At 59.6% G+C, this 15,469-nt stretch carries 17 protein-coding genes; 10 read left to right on the forward strand and 7 right to left on the reverse strand.

The features are described from left to right. Positions 1-60: 60 nt before the first annotated feature. From DCO47_RS20105 to DCO47_RS20115, 3 genes are all read right to left on the reverse strand, one after another. Positions 61-1,014: an ornithine cyclodeaminase family protein gene (locus tag DCO47_RS20105; RefSeq protein WP_116658765.1), complete on the reverse strand. Its 954-nt coding sequence runs from the start codon at positions 1,012-1,014 to the stop codon at positions 61-63. Positions 1,015-1,131: 117 nt separating this feature from the next. Further along, positions 1,132-2,610, reverse strand: a complete 1,479-nt coding sequence (rhlB, locus tag DCO47_RS20110; protein WP_116658766.1) for an ATP-dependent RNA helicase RhlB — start codon at positions 2,608-2,610, stop codon at positions 1,132-1,134. 96 nt (positions 2,611-2,706) lie between these two features. Further along, the gene (locus DCO47_RS20115) at positions 2,707-3,363 is read right to left on the reverse strand and encodes an alpha/beta hydrolase (protein WP_116658767.1); all 657 of its coding nucleotides are present in this window, start codon (positions 3,361-3,363) and stop codon (positions 2,707-2,709) included. A 468-nt stretch (positions 3,364-3,831) separates the two neighbouring features. Here DCO47_RS20115 and DCO47_RS20120 point away from each other — a divergent pair, with 468 nt between their 5' ends. From DCO47_RS20120 to DCO47_RS20135, 4 genes are all read left to right on the forward strand, one after another. After that, entirely contained in the window at positions 3,832-4,863 is a 1,032-nt protein-coding gene (locus tag DCO47_RS20120; RefSeq protein ID WP_016771583.1) for an amino acid ABC transporter substrate-binding protein, read from the forward strand. Between the two features lie 66 nt (positions 4,864-4,929). Then, positions 4,930-6,111, forward strand: a complete 1,182-nt coding sequence (locus DCO47_RS20125; RefSeq protein ID WP_064364408.1) for an amino acid ABC transporter permease — start codon at positions 4,930-4,932, stop codon at positions 6,109-6,111. Positions 6,112-6,121: 10 nt separating this feature from the next. After that, complete coding sequence (locus DCO47_RS20130) at positions 6,122-7,216, forward strand: amino acid ABC transporter permease (RefSeq protein WP_042607719.1); 1,095 nt, start codon at positions 6,122-6,124, stop codon at positions 7,214-7,216. 13 nt (positions 7,217-7,229) lie between these two features. Beyond that, positions 7,230-7,994: an amino acid ABC transporter ATP-binding protein gene (locus DCO47_RS20135; RefSeq protein ID WP_016771581.1), complete on the forward strand. Its 765-nt coding sequence runs from the start codon at positions 7,230-7,232 to the stop codon at positions 7,992-7,994. Between the two features lie 57 nt (positions 7,995-8,051). Here DCO47_RS20135 and DCO47_RS20140 read toward each other — a convergent pair whose 3' ends face one another. Continuing rightward, on the reverse strand, positions 8,052-8,540 hold the full coding sequence (locus DCO47_RS20140; protein WP_116658768.1) for a type II toxin-antitoxin system MqsA family antitoxin: 489 nt from the start codon (positions 8,538-8,540) through the stop codon (positions 8,052-8,054). Continuing rightward, complete coding sequence (locus DCO47_RS20145) at positions 8,537-8,848, reverse strand: type II toxin-antitoxin system MqsR family toxin (RefSeq protein WP_116658769.1); 312 nt, start codon at positions 8,846-8,848, stop codon at positions 8,537-8,539. The genes DCO47_RS20140 and DCO47_RS20145 overlap by 4 nt, the downstream gene beginning before the upstream one ends. A gap of 166 nt (positions 8,849-9,014) precedes the next feature. Here DCO47_RS20145 and DCO47_RS20150 point away from each other — a divergent pair, with 166 nt between their 5' ends. The 5 genes from DCO47_RS20150 (at position 9,015) to DCO47_RS20170 (ending at position 12,969) form a co-directional block, all read left to right on the forward strand. Continuing rightward, positions 9,015-9,674 carry a FadR/GntR family transcriptional regulator gene (locus tag DCO47_RS20150; RefSeq protein WP_042607722.1) on the forward strand — a complete coding sequence of 220 codons (660 nt, stop codon included), beginning with the start codon at positions 9,015-9,017 and terminating at the stop codon, positions 9,672-9,674. Further along, positions 9,664-10,968 carry a CynX/NimT family MFS transporter gene (locus DCO47_RS20155; protein WP_116658770.1) on the forward strand — a complete coding sequence of 435 codons (1,305 nt, stop codon included), beginning with the start codon at positions 9,664-9,666 and terminating at the stop codon, positions 10,966-10,968. Before DCO47_RS20150 ends, DCO47_RS20155 begins: the two co-directional genes overlap by 11 nt. A gap of 167 nt (positions 10,969-11,135) precedes the next feature. Then, positions 11,136-11,606, forward strand: coding sequence for a nuclear transport factor 2 family protein (locus DCO47_RS20160; RefSeq protein WP_042607724.1), 471 nt, complete (start codon positions 11,136-11,138; stop codon positions 11,604-11,606). Between the two features lie 40 nt (positions 11,607-11,646). Then, positions 11,647-11,949, forward strand: coding sequence for a GIY-YIG nuclease family protein (locus DCO47_RS20165; RefSeq protein ID WP_064364404.1), 303 nt, complete (start codon positions 11,647-11,649; stop codon positions 11,947-11,949). Between the two features lie 84 nt (positions 11,950-12,033). Next, on the forward strand, positions 12,034-12,969 hold the full coding sequence (locus tag DCO47_RS20170; RefSeq protein WP_116658771.1) for a glutathione S-transferase family protein: 936 nt from the start codon (positions 12,034-12,036) through the stop codon (positions 12,967-12,969). A 148-nt stretch (positions 12,970-13,117) separates the two neighbouring features. On the opposite strand, the gene DCO47_RS20175 is transcribed toward DCO47_RS20170, so the two are convergent. Further along, positions 13,118-13,468, reverse strand: a complete 351-nt coding sequence (locus tag DCO47_RS20175; RefSeq protein WP_116658772.1) for a glutaredoxin family protein — start codon at positions 13,466-13,468, stop codon at positions 13,118-13,120. Beyond that, complete coding sequence (gene yejK / locus DCO47_RS20180; RefSeq protein ID WP_039759184.1) at positions 13,468-14,472, reverse strand: nucleoid-associated protein YejK; 1,005 nt, start codon at positions 14,470-14,472, stop codon at positions 13,468-13,470. The genes DCO47_RS20175 and yejK overlap by 1 nt, the downstream gene beginning before the upstream one ends. A gap of 395 nt (positions 14,473-14,867) precedes the next feature. On the opposite strand from yejK, the gene DCO47_RS20185 reads away from it, so the two are divergent. Further along, positions 14,868-15,149, forward strand: a complete 282-nt coding sequence (locus DCO47_RS20185) for an HU family DNA-binding protein (protein ID WP_003221909.1) — start codon at positions 14,868-14,870, stop codon at positions 15,147-15,149. The last annotated feature ends 320 nt before the right edge of the window (positions 15,150-15,469 follow it).

Consider the following 15,469-nt stretch of genomic DNA (forward strand, 5'->3'; position numbering starts at 1 on the left):
GCGGTCGATCAGCCGACATCAATATCGAATGTCAGACCGCTATCGCGAGCAGGCTCACTCCTACAAGGGATTTGTGGTGAGGTGATAAACGGCATTGGCCAAGGCAATGTCTTCCAGGCCCAGACCGATCGAACGGAAAAACACATGCCGCTGGTAATCAGGGCGCGGGACTTTGTCGCTGAGCAAATCCGCCAGATCGCCCACAATCGATTCCTTGTGCCATCCATGCTGCTCAGCGGCAATCAACATCTCACCCGCCGACCCCGGCGTGGTCTGACGATAGTCGCAGAACACCTGCATGTCGTTGAGGCTGCCCGGCGGCACTTCATGTGCGCGGGGGGCGTTGGTGCTGATCGAGGTGATCAGCGCCGGTTTGCTCAATTCGGCAGGCTCGATCACCGGCCCGGCAGACGAGGTGCAGAGCATGATCACGTCAGCTTCGGCGATAGCGGCCTCGCGGCTTTCGGCAATCTTCAGTTGCGGCGCGGTGGTCCTCAACACGGCCTGTGTCTCAGGATCTTCCAGCAGCGACGGCGAGTACACGCTGATGCTTTGCCATTCGCGCAAGGTTTTGACGTAATGCAGATGCGCCTGAGCGACTTTCCCGCTGCCGATGATCGCCAGTCGTTGGGCATTCGCCGGTGCGAGGGCGTCAACCGCCACTGCCGTGGTCGCGGCGGTGCGCGCGGTAGTCAGTTCGCCGGCATCGCAGAGCAGCAGCGGCTGGCCGGTTTTCATCGACATCAGCAGGGTCCACGCCGTCACCAGCGCACCCTGCTCACGAACGATATACGGCGAAGTCTTCACGCCGTACACGCCGTCCTCGGCCAGCACGCCCAGATAATTGATGAAGTCGCCGGCGCCCTGTGGAAATTCCACCCACTGCTGAGCTGGCTGCACGGCGGTACCGGCCGCCAGATCACGGAACAGTTTGCGCAGGATCTGCGGCACGTCGATTCGCGTCAGCAGATCACGGGCTTGGGCTTGATCGATCACGTACGGGGTACCGGACATCTCGCTCTCCAAAGATAAACTTATTATTCCATTATGGACTTTTGGTTCTGGCGAGCAACCGTCGGGCGTAAAAAAAGCGCAGTCCGTTTCCGGCTGCGCTTTTTCGTATCGCGAGGCTTATTGTGGGCGCTTGCGCTCAACCGCGCGGAGCAGATGCGTCGGCGGTGTTTCGCAGCTGATCTTGCGACCGAGCTTTTCTTCGATGGACGGCAACTGATAGGAGTCGTCCTCACCGGCGAAGCTGATCGACACACCGTCAGCGCCGGCGCGACCGGTACGGCCGATGCGGTGCACGTAATCGTCCGGCACTTCCGGCAGGGTGAAGTTGATCACGTGGCTGATACCGTCGATGTGAATGCCGCGACCGGCGACATCGGTGGCCACCAGCACGCGAATCTTGCCTTCGCGGAAACCTTCGAGGGTCTTGATGCGCTTGTGCTGCGGCACGTCACCGGACAATTGCGCGGCGTTGATGCCGTCACGCACAAGGCGCTCCTCGATGCGGCGCACTTCGTCCTTGCGGTTGGCAAACACGATGACCCGCTCCCAACCGTTGTCGTTGACCAGGTTGTAGAGCAGTTTGTATTTGTCGGCGGCGGCCACGGCGTAGATGTGCTGCTCGACGTTCTCATTGGCGACGTTGGTGATTTCGATTTCGACGATCGCCGGATCCGTGGTCCATTGCTTGGCAAGGTTCATCACGTCTTCGGTAAAGGTCGCGGAGAACAGCAAGGTCTGGCGCTCGGACTTCGGCGGGGTCTGACGAATGATCTGCCGAACCTGCGGGATGAAACCCATGTCGAGCATGCGGTCGGCTTCGTCCAGCACCATCACTTCGACCATGTCCAGGTGCACGTCGCCGCGCTGGTTGAAGTCGAGCAAGCGGCCCGGGGTCGCGACGAGAATGTCGCAGTGGCGCGCTTCGAGGTGCTTGAGTTGCTTGTCGAAGTCCATGCCTCCGACGAACGTCATCACGTTGAGGCCGGTGTACTTGGTCAGGTCTGCGGCGTCCTTGGCGATCTGCACCACCAGTTCGCGGGTCGGCGCGATGATCAACGCGCGCGGTTCGCCCATGTAGCGCTCTTTGGGCGGCGGCGTCTGCAGCAGTTGGGTGATGATCGAGATCAAAAACGCGGCGGTCTTGCCGGTGCCGGTCTGCGCACGGCCGATGGCATCTTTGCCGGCGAGGGTGAAGCCCAGCACCTGCGCCTGGATCGGCGTGCAGTAAGGAAAGCCCAGGTCCTGGATGGCGTGCATCAGTTCCGGGGCGAGCTTGAAATCGTGAAAGCGGGTTTTGCCTTCCTGCGGCTCGACGACGAAGTCTTCGAGTTTCCAGGGAATTACCGCTGCCTTGGGCTTCGGTTCGCGACGCGGTCTGGCCGGTTTCGGCGTTTCGCTGCGCGCAGGCTCGGCGGCAATTGGCGCGGCCGTAGCGGGTTTTTCTTCTGGCTTCGGTGTGGCTGCGGGAGCGGGGCGGTCGGCCTGTGGGGCATCGGTGCGATGACCGGGGGCGTGCGACGGCGCGCTGGAAACTGGCGCGAGCTGCTCAGCCTCGCTTTTACCGAACATTTTCTTGAGTGCTTTGAGCACGGTCATCTCATCAATTGGTTAAGGAATGTACGCCGGCCAGTGTAATGCAAGAAACGGGCGCGGCGTAGTAGGAGGGATCAAAGGGCAGGGATTGGTCGCCAATCAGCGCAGGCGTTCGCTCAACCAGACGCCGATGTCGCGAATCTCTTCAGGTAACACTTCGTGCTCCATTGGGTATTCCTGCCATGTCACGGTGACACCATGCTTCACCAAATGCTCATAGGCACTGCGCCCCATCGAGTTCTGCACCACCCCATCGAACTGACCGTGCAGACACAGCGCAGGAATGCGCTGCTGACTGGCGCAAAGCTCCATCTCTTCAGTGAAGGTCGGCGCATATGTCGACAACGCCAGCACCCCACCCAACGGCCCCTGCCATTTCAGGAAAGCGGTGTGCAATACCACGGCGCCGCCCTGGGAGAATCCGGCCAGAAAAATCCGCGAGGCGTCTATTCCGCTGGCGCGCTCGCTCTCGATCAGTCCGATGATGCGATCCGCCGACGCTTCCAACTGGTCACGGTCAATCGCCCGGGCCGGGCTCATGGCCTTGATGTCGTACCAGCTGGGCATGGCATATCCGCCATTTATCGTCACTGGAAGAGTGGGTGCCTGGGGCAGCACAAAACGTGTGCTCAGCAGGCTTTCCTGCAGCGCCTCGGCGACCGGCAGGAAGTCGTAGCGGTCGGCGCCGAGGCCGTGCAGCCAGATCACGCAGGCATCCGCGGGCTTAACAGGCTGAAGAATCAAGGGCTCGGTCATGTCTGCTCCAAAAATGTGCGGGCGCTCTCATTGAGTGCGTGATTGAAGTGCGCGCCCGGTTGATCCGTTAACAAGATGTCGCAAGGTTACAAGTTTAGCTATTGACGTGTCGCGCAATGACTTCGGCAAGCGGTGTGGTACGGCCTTTGCTATGAAGCTTTGCGTACGAAGCATCCGTTGTGCGGCGGTAACACTATCAGTGTCAGTCGCGCGATGGGATAGCAACGAATCCGGTGATGGATGTTCGCCAATGGCCGCTACGGGCTTAGCGAACGTGAAAGGGCTACAGCCCGTTCGGCCGATTGGTGAGAAGTGAGTGATCCATGATGTGGATCTTCTCCTACTAGACTCATAGCGAAGGTCTTACGTCGGTTGACCCCAAAAAAAGCCAACACGGGTCAACAACGCCTCAAAAGGGTGCGACAGGACTCAAGCTCCGACACAACAAGAGCAAAACTGGAGGTTTGAATGAAGATGTTGAAATCCACTCTGGCGGTCGTGACTGCTGCAGCAGTACTCGGTGTCAGCGGGTTCGCTCAGGCGGGTGCAACCCTGGATGCGGTACAGAAAAAAGGTTTCGTGCAGTGTGGCGTGAGCGACGGTCTGCCGGGCTTCTCGGTACCGGATGCGACCGGCAAGATCCTCGGCATCGACGCCGACGTCTGCCGCGCTGTGGCCGCTGCCGTTTTCGGCGACGCCAACAAGGTCAAGTTCAGCCAGTTGAACGCCAAGGAGCGCTTCACCGCGCTGCAGTCCGGCGAGATCGACATCCTGTCGCGCAACACCACCATGACCAGCTCCCGTGACGCGGGCATGGGTCTGAAATTTCCGGGCTTCATTACCTACTACGACGGCATCGGCTTTCTGGTGAACAACAAGCTGGGCGTGAAAAGTGCCAAAGAGCTCGACGGCGCGACCATCTGCATTCAGGCCGGTACCACCACCGAGCTGAACGTTTCCGACTACTTCCGTGGCAACGGTCTGAAATACACTCCGATCACCTTCGACACCTCCGATGAAAGCGCCAAGTCGCTGGAATCCGGTCGTTGCGACGTGCTGACCTCCGACAAGTCCCAGCTGTTCGCCCAGCGCAGCAAGCTGGCCTCGCCGAAGGACTACGTGGTTCTGCCGGAAACCATTTCCAAGGAGCCACTGGGCCCGGTCGTACGTAATGGCGACGACGAGTGGCTGGCGATCGTGCGTTGGGTCGGCTACGCGCTGCTCAATGCCGAAGAAGCCGGCATCACTTCGAAGAACGTCGAAGCTGAAGCCAAGTCGACCAAGAACCCGGACGTGGCCCGTATGCTCGGCGCTGACGGCGAATACGGCAAAGACCTGAAACTGCCGAAAGACTGGGTTGTGCAGATCGTCAAGCAAGTCGGCAACTACGGTGAAATCTTCGAGAAAAACCTCGGCAAGAGCACTCCGCTGGAAATCGACCGTGGCCTGAACGCCCTGTGGAACAACGGCGGCATTCAGTACGCACCACCAGTGCGCTAATGGTTCTATCACCCGGCGGGCCAACCGCCGGGTGATGTTCTTGTTCCATTTCTTTCGGGGCACTTCATGCAAAATTCTATCGGCGCACCAAAGCAGAGGCTCAGCCTCAGCGATCCACGAGTGCGTGCGTGGCTATTCCAGATCATCACGGTTGTGGCGGTGGTCTCGCTTGGCTGGTACCTGTTCGACAATACGCAAACCAACCTTCAGCACCGGGGCATCACTTCTGGTTTCAGCTTTCTGGAGCGCAGTGCCGGGTTCGGCATCGCTCAACACCTGATCGACTACACCGAAGCGGACAGCTACGCGCGGGTGTTCGTCATCGGCCTGCTCAACACCCTGTTGGTAACCTTTATCGGCGTGATTCTGGCGACGATTCTCGGTTTCATCGTCGGCGTGGCGCGCCTGTCGCAGAACTGGATCATCGCCAAACTGGCGACGGTATATGTGGAAGTGTTCCGCAACATTCCGCCACTGCTGCAGATCCTGTTCTGGTACTTCGCGGTATTCCTGACCATGCCGGGGCCGCGCAACAGCCATAACTTCGGCGACACCTTCTTCGTCAGCAGCCGTGGCCTGAACATGCCGGCCGCACTTGCAGCTGACGGCTTCTGGGCGTTCGTGGTCAGCATCGTGCTGGCGATCGTCGGCATCGTGCTGATGTGCCGCTGGGCCAACAAGCGCTTCGAAGAAACCGGTGTACCGTTCCACAAGTTCTGGACCGGCCTGGCAATTGTGCTGGTGATCCCGACCTTGTGCGCGCTGATCTTCGGCGCTCCGCTGCACTGGGAAATGCCCGAGCTCAAGGGCTTCAACTTTGTCGGCGGCTGGGTGCTGATCCCGGAACTGCTGGCCTTGACCCTGGCGCTCACCGTGTACACCGCGGCCTTCATCGCTGAAATCGTGCGTTCCGGGATCAAGTCGGTCAGCCATGGCCAGACCGAAGCGGCGCGTTCGCTTGGCCTGCGCAACGGCCCGACCCTGCGCAAGGTGATCATCCCGCAAGCTTTGCGCGTGATCATTCCGCCGCTGACCAGCCAATACCTCAACCTGGCGAAAAACTCCTCGCTGGCCGCCGGTATCGGTTACCCGGAAATGGTTTCGCTGTTCGCTGGCACCGTGCTCAACCAGACCGGGCAGGCCATCGAAGTGATTGCCATCACCATGAGCGTGTACCTGGCGATCAGTATCAGCATTTCCCTGCTGATGAACTGGTACAACAAGCGCATTGCGCTGATCGAGCGGTAAGGAAAAGCGCATGAGTACTCATACTTTCAAACCCGACATGCCTCCACCCAACAGCAGCATCGGCGTGGTGGCGTGGATGCGCGCGAACATGTTCTCCAGCTGGCTCAACACCCTGCTGACGCTGTTTGCGTTCTACCTGATTTATCTCGTGGTACCTCCGATCCTCAGTTGGGCGATCGTCGATGCCAACTGGGTTGGCACCACCCGCGCCGACTGCACCAAGGAGGGCGCCTGCTGGGTGTTCATCCAGCAGCGGTTCGGCCAGTTCATGTACGGTTATTACCCGACCGAACTGCGCTGGCGCGTGGACCTGACCGTGTGGCTGGCGGTCATCGGCGCAGCACCCCTGTTCATCTCGCGGATGCCGCGTAAAGCGGTCTATGGCCTGAGCTTTCTGGTGCTGTACCCGATCATCGCCTTCACCTTGTTGCACGGCGGTTTCGGTCTGACCACCGTGCCGACCAGCCAGTGGGGCGGGCTGATGCTGACCCTGGTGATCGCCACCGTCGGCATTGCCGGCGCTTTGCCGCTGGGCATCGTGCTGGCGCTGGGGCGGCGTTCGAATATGCCAGCGATTCGTGTGGTCTGCGTGACCTTCATCGAATTCTGGCGCGGCGTGCCGTTGATCACGGTGCTGTTCATGTCCTCGGTGATGCTGCCGCTGTTCCTGCCCGAAGGCATGAACTTCGACAAACTGCTGCGGGCGCTGATCGGGGTGATCCTGTTCCAGTCGGCCTACGTCGCCGAAGTGGTGCGCGGCGGTCTGCAAGCGATTCCCAAAGGGCAGTACGAAGCGGCTGCGGCGATGGGCCTCGGTTACTGGCGTTCGATGGGCCTGGTGATTTTGCCGCAGGCCTTGAAGCTGGTGATTCCGGGCATCGTCAACACGTTCATTGCGCTTTTCAAGGACACCAGCCTGGTGATCATCATTGGCCTGTTCGACCTGCTCAACAGCGTCAAGCAAGCCGCCGCCGACCCGAAATGGCTGGGCATGGCCACCGAAGGCTACGTGTTCGCCGCCCTGGTGTTCTGGATTTTCTGTTTTGGTATGTCGCGCTATTCCATGCATCTGGAACGCAAGCTCGACACTGGCCACAAGCGTTAGGAGTTCTCTGTAAATGAGCGAAGCAATCAAAAAGCCTGTGGGTCCGGAAGGCATCATCCAGATGCAGGGCGTGAACAAGTGGTACGGCCAGTTTCACGTACTCAAAGACATCAACCTCAACGTCAAACAGGGCGAACGCATCGTGCTGTGCGGCCCGTCGGGTTCCGGTAAATCCACGACGATTCGTTGCCTGAATCGTCTGGAAGAACACCAGCAGGGCCGCATCGTCGTCGACGGCGTGGAATTGACCAACGACCTCAAGCAGATCGAAGCGATCCGCCGCGAAGTCGGCATGGTGTTTCAGCACTTCAACCTGTTCCCGCACCTGACCATTTTGCAGAACTGCACCCTGGCGCCGATGTGGGTGCGCAAGATGCCCAAGCGCAAGGCCGAGGAAATCGCCATGCATTACTTGGAGCGCGTACGCATTCCGGAGCAGGCGCACAAGTATCCGGGGCAACTGTCCGGCGGTCAGCAACAGCGTGTGGCGATCGCCCGCGCCCTGTGCATGAAGCCGAAAATCATGCTGTTCGACGAACCGACTTCAGCACTCGATCCGGAAATGGTGAAAGAGGTTCTCGACACCATGATCGGCCTGGCCGAAGACGGCATGACCATGCTCTGCGTGACCCACGAAATGGGCTTCGCCCGCACCGTGGCGAACCGCGTGATTTTCATGGACAAGGGCGAGATCGTCGAGCAGGCAGCGCCGAACGACTTCTTCGATAACCCGCAGAATGATCGGACCAAGTTGTTCTTGAGTCAGATTTTGCATTGATGGCGGATGAGTAAAAACCAACCCGGCGATGTGCCGGGTTTGTTTTTTCTGAACGGTTCAGGACACGGAGAGGGATTCGTGTTCTTTGTGGACGATGTGCTCGAAACCTCTCAAGTCGGCACCTTCGCCGAGAGTCTTTACATCGGTTAGCAAGTACGGATAACGATCCAATAAACGCATCAACAGTATGAGCGCCTTGGGCGGCAATACATCGCCGCGCTCATAGCGGGAAAATGCGTTATGCCCACCCCCAGACAGCAGTTGTACCGTCTCTTTTTGCGTCAGGTGCAATTTGCGACGGATACGCTTCATCTCGTCACCAATCATTTGCCTCGCAGCGATAACCAACTCATCACCTGCGTTGCAATACCGCTGCGCACTATCGGTATCGGGGTCCCATTCGATCTCACCGCACTTCTGGCATTCCCATCCAGAAAGATTATCGACACGACGCTCCATGTCTTTGACTCTCAGGGTTTCGCCGCGCCCCTGAAAATGCCTCATTCCCTCACGCGCCCCGCAGCTGACACATTGCTGGGTTTTCATGGGTTTTTCTCCTTAAAGGAGATCACCGGTGGGATGCCGCCGGGGCGGTATGTCACCTTGATGTAAATCTCCTGATCTCGCGAATTGATGTGATACACGTCTTGCCAGATTCGATGATCGTCATAGGTAGTCATCGATTTGTACAACATCCTGGTTTGTAGCTCGAAAACAATCTCCTGCATTTCGCTGACGTTGAAGCCGAGCTTCTCAGCTGACTTTACTGAAGTTTTGGTGAAAGCATTTTGACCCAGTCGCCTCACTTCAGACTTGATCACCGCCAAGTCGTAATGGGGTGTGTTCTTTTCCATAAGAAGCCAAAACCCTGTCCCTGAAATTACCCTTAAAGGGTAATTTTGACCAATCGAAAATGCCGCTCCGTGTGTCTCCGATTGACCCTAGGTGGTTGCCGTCCTACATGGGTCTGACTAACATGTCGAAAAATTCATCCTATGATTGGATGAAAAGGCGAGGCTCATGTCCGAAATTTCCCCTTTGATCAAGCGGTCCCTGGTCGATCAGGCTCTGGACCAACTGCGTCAGCGCATCAACAGTGGTGTCTGGCAGGTCGGCGAGCGTCTGCCCACCGAGCCTGAGCTATGCGCCGAGCTGGGCATCAGCCGCAACACGGTGCGCGAAGCGATGCGCGTTCTGGCGTTCTCCGGACTGATCGAAATCCGTCAGGGCGACGGCAGTTATCTGCGTGCAGTGGTCGACCCGCTGGATACGCTGAAGGCGTTGTCCCGCTGTTCCCTGGAGCAGGCCCGGGAAACCCGGCACATTCTTGAAGTCGAGGCCATCGGCCTGGCGGCGTTGCGCCGTACCGATGAGGATCTGGCCGCACTGCGCGAAGCGCTCGGCACCAGCGGCAGCCATTACCACGGCGATCTCGACACCTACATCGCCTGCGATCTGGTGTTCCATCGACGTCTGGTCGACGCCGCGCATAACCCGACTCTCAGCGAGCTGTATCGCTATTTCTCCAGCATCGTCGGCGCGCAATTGCGCCAGACCCTGAATATCTCCCCGCGCCGCCAGGAAGTGTTCGACCTGCATATCGACCTGCTCGATGCGGTCGAGCAACGCGACCCGGAACGGGCCAAAGCCTTGTCGAGGCAGTTGATCAATGAACCTTGAAACCGAGAAAACCATGTCCCGCACTGAGTTATCCACAGCGTCGAAACGCACCACCGAGCTGGAAGAGCTGCTGATTGATGCCGAAGCCGATGACGAGCAGGTGCAGCAAAGCCACCCGTTGGTAAAACGTCCGTGGCTGTTGCTGCTCGGACTGATTCTGGTGGCATTGAACCTGCGCCCGGCGCTGTCGAGCATGGCGCCGTTGCTCAGCGAGGTCTCCAGAAGTCTCGGGCTGTCCGCGGCGCAGGCGGGATTGCTGACTACGTTGCCGGTGCTGTGCCTGGGCCTGTTCGCGCCGCTGGCGCCGATTCTGGCGCGACGTTTCGGCGCTGAACGGGTGGTGTTGGGCATTCTGCTGACGCTGGCCGGCGGGATTATCCTGCGCAGCAACTTCGGTGAGATCGGCCTGTTCGCCGGCAGTGTGCTCGGCGGCGCCAGCATCGGCATCGTCGGCGTGCTGCTGCCCGGCATCGTCAAGCGCGACTTCGCCAGACACGCCGGCACCATGACCGGTGTCTACACCATGGCCCTGTGTCTGGGCGCGGCAATGGCGGCGGGTTCGACCGTGCCACTGAGTGAACACTTCGGTAACAGCTGGGCGATGGGCCTGGGTTTCTGGGTGATTCCAGCCTTGGTGGCGGCGGTGTTCTGGTTGCCTCAGGTCGGCTCGAAGCACGGCGCGCACAACGTCGCCTATCGCGTGCGCGGGTTGCTGCGTGATCCGCTGGCCTGGCAGGTGACCTTGTACATGGGCCTGCAGTCATCGCTGGCCTACATCGTGTTTGGCTGGTTGCCGTCGATCCTCATCGGACGCGGGCTGACACCGACCCAGGCAGGATTGGTGCTGTCCGGTTCGGTGATCATTCAACTGGCCAGTTCGCTGGCCGCGCCGTGGCTGGCGACCCGGGGCAAGGATCAGCGTCTGGCGATCGTCGTGGTCATGGCGCTGACGCTGGCGGGCCTGTTCGGCTGCCTGTACGCACCGATCGAAGGCCTGTGGGGCTGGGCGATTCTGCTCGGACTGGGGCAGGGCGGTACCTTCAGTCTGGCGTTGACGCTGATTGTGCTGCGTTCGCGCGATTCCCATGTCGCGGCGAACCTGTCGAGCATGTCCCAGGGTTTCGGTTACACGCTGGCGTCGATGGGGCCGTTCGCCGTGGGCGTGGTGCATGACTGGACCGGCGGCTGGAATGCCCTGGGCTGGATTTTCGGCATTATTGGCGTGGGTGCAATCCTGGCCGGGCTGGGTGCCGGACGGGCGCTGTATGTGCAGGTGCAAAGCGAGAAACTGTAGGAGTGAGCCTGCTCGCGATGGCGGTGCTTCAGTCAGCACAATGTTGACTGCAAGGGCGCTATCGCGAGCAGGCTCGCTCCCACAAGGGTTTTGCGTATTGCCGATAGTGTTTCTGGGCGCGGCGGATTATGGTGCTGGCAATCTGACCTATTTCTTTGGAGATTGCCTTGAGCGAAGCCCATAGCGCCCTGATCACCCGCTTCTACCAGGCCTTCCAGCGCCTCGACGCCGAAGCCATGGCCGCCTGCTACACCGACGATGTCGTGTTCAGCGATCCGGCCTTTGGCGAGCTGCACGGGCGCGATGCCGGCGACATGTGGCGCATGCTCACCACCCGCGCCAAAGACTTCTCGCTGACCTTCGACAACGTCCGCGCCGACGAGCGTACCGGTGGCGCGCATTGGGTCGCGACCTACCTGTTCAGCCAGACCGGCAACATCGTTATCAACGATATCCACGCGCGTTTCGTCTTCCGCGACGGCAAGATCTGCGAGCACCACGACCGCTTCGATCTGTGGCGCTGGTCGCGTCAGGCACTGGGTTTCAAAGGCCTGCTGCTGGGCTGGACGCCGCTGGTGCGCAACGCCGTACGCGCGCAAGCGTTGAAGGGACTGAAGGCATTTCAGGCCGGGCGCTGATAAGATCGCCGCCTGTTTTCCTACACGTTCAGATCCCGAAGTGACCAGCCTTAGCGAAAAAACCGTCGATGTTGCCGAACCCGTGAGCAAATCCTGGTTCGTCTACCTCGTGCGTGCCGCCAATGGCTCGTTGTATTGCGGAATCAGCGACGACCCGGTGCGCCGTTTCGCCAAGCATCAAAGCGGTAAAGGCGCGCGGTTCTTCCTCTCCAGTCCGGCCATGGCGCTGGTTTATACCGAGCTGTGCCGCGACAAGAGCGATGCGTTGCGCCAGGAACGCTTGATCAAGAAACTCAGGAAGAGCGCCAAGGAGTGCCTGGTGGCGTCTTATCAATCTGACTGATTGGTTCCCATCAGGCAGATCTGTAGGCTGCTAAGCAAATGCGCGCTAAGCTGCTGGCTCACTATCTGAGCGGCGGAGCCGAGCATGTCCGAGTTGATTCTGCATCATTACCCGACCTCCCCCTTTGCCGAGAAGGCCCGCCTGCTGCTGGGGTTCAAAGGCTTGTCGTGGCGCTCGGTGCATATCTCGCCGGTGATGCCGAAACCGGATCTGACCGCTCTGACCGGTGGCTACCGCAAGACCCCGGTGCTGCAGATTGGCGCAGACATTTATTGCGACACTGCACTGATTGCTCGTCGCCTGGAACAGGAAAAAGCCCTGCCGGCGTTTTTCCCCGAAGGCCAGGAAATGACCAGCGCCAGTTTTGCGGCGTGGGCCGATTCGGTGGTGTTTCAACACGCGGTGAGCCTGGTGTTCCAGCCGGAATCGGTGGCCGTGCGTTTCGGCAAATTGCCGCCGGAAGCGATCAAGGCGTTCCTCGCCGACCGCGCCGGTTTGTTCAGCGGCGGCAGCGCCACGCGTCTGTCCGCCGAGCAGGCCAAGCATCAGTGGCCGACGATCATGGCGCGGCTCGAGCAGCAGTTGCAGCGCGAGCAGGGGGACTTCCTGTTTGGCGAGCCATCGATTGCCGACTTCGCCCTGGCGCATCCACTGTGGTTCCTCAAGGCGACCCACGTGACGGCGCCGCTGGTGGATGACTATCCGGCGGTTGCGGCGTGGCTGGGTCGGGTGCTGGGGTTCGGCCATGGTGCGGCAAGCGAGATGAGCTCTGCAGAGGCGCTGGAGGTGGCGCGTAACGCGACGCCGGCGGCGTTGCCGGATGAGCAGTTCGTTGATCCGAACGGGTTCAAGCCCGGGCAGCAGGTGGCGATTGCCGCTATCGATTACGGCGTCGATCCGGTGGCAGGCGAATTGCTGTTTGCCGGCAGTGAAGAGCTCATCGTTCGCCGTGAAGACGAGCGTGGCGGCGTGGTGCATGTGCACTTTCCGCGCTTTGGTTTCCGTATCGAAGCCAAATAACGGATCACACGCAACACTCTGTGGCGAGGGAGCTTGCTCCCGCTGGGCTGCGAAGCGGCCCCTGCTTCTCAGCGCGATAGCAGGTTTGCAGGTTTTGCGACTGCTGCGCAGTCGAGCGGGAGCAAGCTCCCTCGCCACAGGTTATGTGTTATTTCAGGGCAGCGAGGATTTCGTCCGGGTCGAACCCGCGAATCAACGTGCCGTTCACATCGATCAGCGGAATCCCGCGTCCGCCCAATGCCTCGTACGCCTTGCGCGCTTGGGCATCCTTCTCGATATCAAACTCCTTGAAAGGTATGCCCTTGCTGTCGAGAAAGCGTTTGGTCTGCTTGCAGTAGCCGCACCAGTCGGTGGCGTAGAGCACGACATTGGCTTGCGCGCGCGTCTGCTCCGAGACCATTTGCGAGGGATTGAACACCCGCTCGATCTTGCCCCAGTTCTGGTAGACCACGACTACCAGCAGCACCAGGGCAACTTTCTTCAACACATTGACGAGCATCAGTTACGCCGCTTCAACTGGTCGGTCAGCGAAGTCGGCAGGCCTTTGATGATCAGCGTGCCGTTCTCTTCGTCGTATTCGATCTTCGAGCCCAGCAGATGCGCTTCGAAGCTGATCGACAGGCCTTCGGCGCGGCCGGTGAAGCGGCGGAACTGGTTGAGGGTGCGCTTGTCTGCCGGAATCTCTGGTGACAGGCCGTAGTCCTTGTTGCGGATGTGATCGTAAAAGGCTTTCGGGCGCTCCTCGTCGATCAGCTCCGACAGTTCTTCAAGGCCCATCGGTTCGCCGAGCTTGGCCTGGCTGCTGGCGTAGTCGACCAGGGTCTTGGTTTTCTCGCGGGCGGAGTCTTCCGGTAGGTCCTCGCTTTCGACGAAGTCACTGAAGGCCTTGAGCAAAGTGCGCGTTTCGCCGGGGCCGTCGACGCCCTCCTGACAGCCGATGAAGTCGCGGAAGTATTCCGAGACTTTCTTGCCGTTCTTGCCCTTGATGAACGAGATGTACTGCTTGGACTGCTTGTTGTTCTGCCACTCGGAGACGTTGATCCGCGCGGCGAGATGCAGTTGGCCAAGGTCAAGATGGCGCGACGGCGTAACGTCCAGCTCATCGGTCACCGCGACGCCTTCGCTGTGGTGCAGCAGGGCGATCGCCAGGTAGTCGGTCATGCCTTGCTGATAGTGGGCAAAGAGCACATGGCCGCCCACCGACAGGTTGGATTCTTCCATCAGCTTCTGCAGGTGCTCGACCGCCACTTTACTGAATGCGGTGAAGTCACGGCCGCCTTCCATGTACTCCTTCAGCCAGCCGCTGAAGGGGAACGCGCCGGACTCCGGATGGAACAGGCCCCAGGCTTTGCCCTGTTTGGCGTTGTAGCTCTCATTGAGGTCGGCGAGCATGTTTTCGATGGCTGCGGACTCCGCCAGTTCAGAGTCACGGGCGTGCAGAACTGCGGGCGTGCCGTCGGGTTTTTTGTCGATCAGGTGGACGATGCAATGACGGATCGGCATGGGCTTCTCGGCTGTTGGAAGGGAGGAGGGCAGGCTCCCCCGAAAAAGCGCTCAGTGTACCGCAACCACTGGTTTTGGCGCGGGTTGCACGGCAAAACCGGGGCGCGCGCCCGGCCTTATGCGGTTTTTTACCGATTTAGCGCAATAAAGCTGACCAAATGGGTAGCTAGAGGCGGATATTTCCTTGTCGCTGTGCTAGTTTTGCGCGGTCTTACGCGAAGTCACTGCGTTAAGCGTGCATTCAGCATTTGTCAGGTCGAACCAAACCCTGATTTCGGCATCTATAACCCGACTCGTCGTGGTTATCGCCGAGGGTGCCAGATCCAGAAGATCGGGCTCGATGGCTGACACTGCACTCTGCAATCCATATGAATTTGATAGGGAAGGAACACTACATGGCTCTTACTAAAGACCAACTGATCGCCGACATCGCTGAAGCTATCGACGCGCCGAAAACCACCGCGCGTAACGCTCTGGACCAACTGGGCCAAATCGTTGCCGATCAGCTGGAAAACGGCGGCGAAATCACCTTGCCAGGTATCGGCAAGCTGAAAGTGACCGAGCGTCCTGCCCGCACTGGCCGTAACCCTTCGACTGGCGCTGCCATCGAAATCCCTGCCAAGAAAGTGATCAAGCTGGTTGTGGCCAAAGGCCTGACCGACGCTGTGAACAAGTAAGACGCAGCGATAAAAAAAACCGTGCTTCGGAGAGATCCGGGGCACGGTTTTTTTGTGTCTGCAATTCGGTGGGTATGTCACTGAACCATTGTGGGAGCGAGCCTGCTCGCGAATGCGGTGGTTCAGTCACCTTGGATGTCGACTGATAGTCCGCTTTCGCGAGCAGGGGTTTATATGCTGCAAGGCATCAGCCTGATGGCGGATCGCCCGGACCTGGGGCTGGGCATTCCGATCTTGCTGTTGGCGCTCGGGCAGAACGCCGGCACACCGATCTTCGGCGTAGTGCAGGAGGCAGCTGGGGCGATCGATGCCTTGGGTGT

The sequence above is a fragment of the Pseudomonas sp. NDM genome (assembly GCF_003105095.1).
GTDB lineage: Bacteria > Pseudomonadota > Gammaproteobacteria > Pseudomonadales > Pseudomonadaceae > Aquipseudomonas > Aquipseudomonas moraviensis_A.